3 protein-coding genes are annotated in these 4,276 nt (G+C 50.1%); 1 reads left to right on the plus strand and 2 read right to left on the minus strand.

Going from position 1 to position 4,276, the window contains the following annotated elements; all coding sequences use genetic code 11:
* Positions 1-557 precede the first annotated feature (557 nt).
* On the minus strand, positions 558-1,376 hold the full coding sequence (locus tag KDK15_RS02200; RefSeq protein ID WP_257293733.1) for a hypothetical protein: 819 nt from the start codon (positions 1,374-1,376) through the stop codon (positions 558-560).
* Positions 1,377-1,420: 44 nt separating this feature from the next.
* On the opposite strand from KDK15_RS02200, the gene KDK15_RS02205 reads away from it, so the two are divergent.
* Positions 1,421-3,193: a hypothetical protein gene (locus KDK15_RS02205; protein ID WP_257293734.1), complete on the plus strand. Its 1,773-nt coding sequence runs from the start codon at positions 1,421-1,423 to the stop codon at positions 3,191-3,193.
* A 50-nt stretch (positions 3,194-3,243) separates the two neighbouring features.
* Here KDK15_RS02205 and KDK15_RS02210 read toward each other — a convergent pair.
* A partial coding sequence (locus KDK15_RS02210; protein ID WP_257293735.1) for a hypothetical protein occupies positions 3,244-4,276 on the minus strand: 1,033 nt, incomplete at its 5' end.

The raw sequence follows: 4,276 nt of genomic DNA on the forward strand, positions 1-4,276 counted from the left end.
AAGTCCAGAATAATGTCGTCTTTTTTACATTTGAGACGATTGATCTCATGGTCAACATAAACAATGCGATCCCGCGCCCATTGCGGCATCTCTGAAAGTCACTGAAACACGTTGCTCAGCAGGTATCAACGCTTCCTCACCACGGCAATTCCTGGAAATCTCGCACATTAGAGATGTCACCAAATCTGGCGGGTTGTCGGTAATATTCTCCCGAATCCTTACCTATGGGGACGACCTGCACATCGGGCGCTTCCATGCTTTTTCCCAACCATTTCCGGGATATGATTCTGCGAGACTATTGGCGATTACTGAAAAAAGCCCGGCCAGCACCGTGTAGTCCAAACGGTATGCTGCTTTTTATAAGCTGCACAGCAAGAGTACATCGAGTGGTTTGTGCATAAGGAGACCTTGCGGTGTGCCATCGGCCAGCTTCCCTGGTGGTTTTTGCCGGAAGAATCCGTTTTTGGTCAGTCCATTCGGAAACGGTCAGGCGAGTGTTCTCAGCCCTTTGAAGAAGCCTTCGAAATATGGGGTTTGACTGACAGGCTATCAACCATTTAGCAACCTTTGAAGAAACCTAATAACAGGTCTATTATTTGATCTATTATCCTTTCCAGGGTGCCGAGGCGCTTTTGCAATCCTTTGTTCAGAAGGCTCCTGACGGAGACAGCAGATAATGCCTGTTGCTGTTGGTCATTGATAAATCGCAAAGCGGCCAAGGCTATTTTATGGTCATCCAAATAGTCCATCGCCTCCTGATAATGCCTGTGGCAAATCAGTGAATAGACCTCTTGCAAAAGCTGCTGTTCCGTTTCATTCATCCTGAGTTTATAGGAGAGAGCCTCAATTTTCAGCGCCTCAAGAGGATACCCTTCTTTATTCTGTTCCAGCAACAACTGCGCACCTGCGCCGGAGGCAATGATCACATCAAGACATCCGGCTGTTTGAACTCGTGCTGCATGGTGTAATCCCATGTCGTCATTATGATCTTTTGCGCACACTGCACGTTTACCTTGCTCAGTGTTGAGCGCTTTACGGATCAACAGCGTATAACCTGACGCTGCCATCCGATGAACCAATGTTTTGCCTTCTTTGTCTGCCAATAAAAGACAAGCCGGGTACTGCTCAATAAATGACCGATGCCGAGTAGCCAGACGCAGTAACTGTTCCGGATTTTTTCCCTCAATGGCCCGCTCAAAAGCATCCGTAATGCGATGCTCAACACAGGGTAATTTCCGGACAGTTCGCTCAAGATTGGAGACCGCTATGAGAGGGCGCTCGGTTACTGTGCAACGCCCGGTACCAACAATAACACGAGGATTGACTGCAACCACGATATCGTGATTAGCATTGGTGAACAGTAAAATATCCGGCATTGGTTACGATAACCTGATTATTTACTGGCAAAAGGTGATCAATCATGCCTCATATTGGCGGCGTCAACGGACCAAACAATACTCAGCAAACCCATGAGAGCGCGCAACCTGCGAAAGCTACGGAAGCAAAGACAGGATGGTTCAGGCGCGCCGTTAATAAGATTGTTCCCAGGAAATTGCTGCATTCATCGGACAAAACAGCCCATAACAGCAATGATGGTGCCGACAAATCATTGCATTCCTATAAGTCTTCAAAAGCACCGGTACCGATCAGGCTGCTTCCGGGACTGCAACGTTATCAAGCTCAGCGAATCCAGAAAGTTCTCGATGATGCCCGTAGCGAGTTGATCATCAAGGGTTACACCGTTAAGGAGGCCTTCTCATTGGTAAATGAGTTTGCCCAGACTTGTCACCGGGACGCCGACGTGCATCTGGTAACTGAGGCCGCAGACCTTAAGGAATGGAAAGACTCTGGCCTTAAAACGTTGTTTGATCAGAGTAAAGTTAAGCTGTTGGCCAAAGGGTACTCACCCAAAGAAGCCACAGAGTTTGCCAAAAGAGCGTTGGGCCGGGGCATTGAACAGAGCCGTAAAAAGGCTGTCACAGTCACTGAAATAGTCGATCGACTTATAGAGGGGATGCCCGTTACTGCAAAGTTTCAGCTTAAACAACTCCATCCTGAGAATTTTCAATGGGCTATTGGCACATTTCAGGATAAAGGTTATCCGTACCATGAAGCCCTGCATAGGGTAACGGATGCACTGCAGCGGTCAGGTGCAGAGCTTTCCGGTTTTCAGCAGTGGGTTAAGGAGACTCCGGAAGCAGGACAGGGGAAAACTCAATTCATAGACGATCAACTTCGCCCCCGGATGATTGAGCATATAGAACAAAAAGGCTTTTCCACGGAAGAAGCGACGACAGCAGCGAATCAATTGATTGAGCAGTCCCATGGCGACATCAATCGGATGGCAACAGATGCTGTGCAGTTACCAGCAAAAGATGCCAGCCCTGACAACGTCGCAGGACAGGCAAAACTTCAGGGTGATCAGGCACTGGCGCTGTTAGGGTTGTCCGGCGATAGGGCTAATATCGGTGGTATTCAACCCTACAACCCCCCACAACCCGGCCAGCCATTGAAGCCCTTGAAAAAAAGCTTGTTCCAGCGACTCATTAATAAAGTTACTGCGCTGAAGAACTGGTTTGCCCCCCCTGACAATCCGGTCAGGATGGCGGCAAAAAAAGCGCTAAGCGCCTATGATATTGGCTTGCCCCCCAGAAAACTCGGGGTAATTGCCGGGTTGCAAATATATCAAACCAGGAAAATACAAGGCATCATAGATCGCGCTGTCGAGGAGTTGTTGATCAAAGGCTACAGTCTCGACGATGCCCGTCAATTAGTATGTGAGTTTGCCAAGCCCTGTAAGATTGAGACTGATGCCGGTCTGATCACAGAAGCAGCAGAAGCATACCCCTGGCAAGACGCCAGCCGCGAGAAGGTGTTTCAATGGAGTCTGAAGCAACTCTGGGACAAAGGGTACTCTATGCCAGAGTGCGAGGAGCTCGCCAAAGAAGCACTTGGCCGGGGCAGCAGCCTTGATTTTGCCAGGAGTATGGTGGAGGAAGTGCCTTACACCACACGACAGATCTACGCGAAAAATTACCAGTGGGCAATGCACGTTTTCACCGCTAAAGGTTACACCCCTGATCAAGCTCGCCAGTTGATTACTGAGGAAATTAATCGGACAAATGGAACGTTTTCAGGGTTTGAGGAGTGGGTTCAGCAGACACCTGATGCCCCCGGTGCAAAAGATTCCTGACATCCTCTGGCAATGGTTCAGTCAGGAAAACCTCTCTGAGCAAGAAGCCCTCAATGCCTCACTGCCGCCCGTTTAGGGGCAGGGTCGGTGTTGTGGCAAAAGGCATCATTATCGAACTCAGTGCGTTGCCTTTTAAGTTTTGGCACCATTCGGTAATAGATTCCCCCTTCATATTCAACAGGCACCACCGCAAGCTCACGCTTATTAAGTATCCGGGCACCGACACAGTCAGGTTGTTTGAATATCTGCTCCAGCTCAGATTGTCGCGGTGTGCCAATGGCGGGCAGGATTCCCTTCCGTTGCAGTCGCCCAATCTCTGACCGGATGCCCTTGCCGGTGGCCGACGATAGCAATGATTCTATGCCGGGCAGTTCCTCAGCAACGATAATAATCTTTTCCTTCAGGGTCATGGCGGGTAACTGAACTTGCCGCAGCTCTTGTTCACTGTGCAGCTTTCGGTAGGCACCGGCGAACCCGATACCTGGGTCCCAGCAATCCGGTGCCCCGGCACTATCCTTGTGACTGGCCTTGTGCCTGGCCTTGTGCCTGGGATGCTCTGCAAAACAGGGCTGGACCCCGGCTTTTTGCGCGATAGCGAGCCGAACCAGGTTATCCAGACTTTCTCCCAGGCACATATAAGACTCAGGTGCCTGTTCAATCCGTAACCGTCGTTTATCATTATCTACCACCAACCCGTATTTACTTGAAAACGGATTAGCAAGATTGTGATGATGCCAGCCTCCGGTAATGCTGGCCAGATTCCGGAACGTCAGCAGTGCTGCCTGGACCAGCAGCGTGAACTTTGGATCATTGACCACACCCAGTAGCTCAATGGCTTCCGGATGAAAATAACCGTCACTGAGGGTTGCAGCAGTCAATTTTTCTGAACCCGGTGCCCGGTTAATGGCGGGAAAGTCTGCCCTGGGCGGATAGATCCGGATGATATCGACGGTATCTCCGAAACGCAGCACCTGGCGCAGTAGTAATTCATCTTCCGAGCACTGGTCGTCGGCGGTGAAGGGTTCAGACACCGGGTGCATTTTATTACTGTTTTTATTGCGCAGCGCACAGGCCACCAGGGTA

It is taken from the genome of Endozoicomonas sp. YOMI1, assembly GCF_024606345.1.
GTDB lineage: Bacteria > Pseudomonadota > Gammaproteobacteria > Pseudomonadales > Endozoicomonadaceae > Endozoicomonas.

Excerpts from the sequence above, each read along its gene's own strand:
- KDK15_RS02200 (WP_257293733.1), bottom strand. The coding sequence starts at position 1,376 with ATGCCGGATATTTTACTGTTCACCAATGCTAATCACGATATCGTGGTT.
- KDK15_RS02205 (WP_257293734.1), top strand. The coding sequence starts at position 1,421 with ATGCCTCATATTGGCGGCGTCAACGGACCAAACAATACTCAGCAAACC.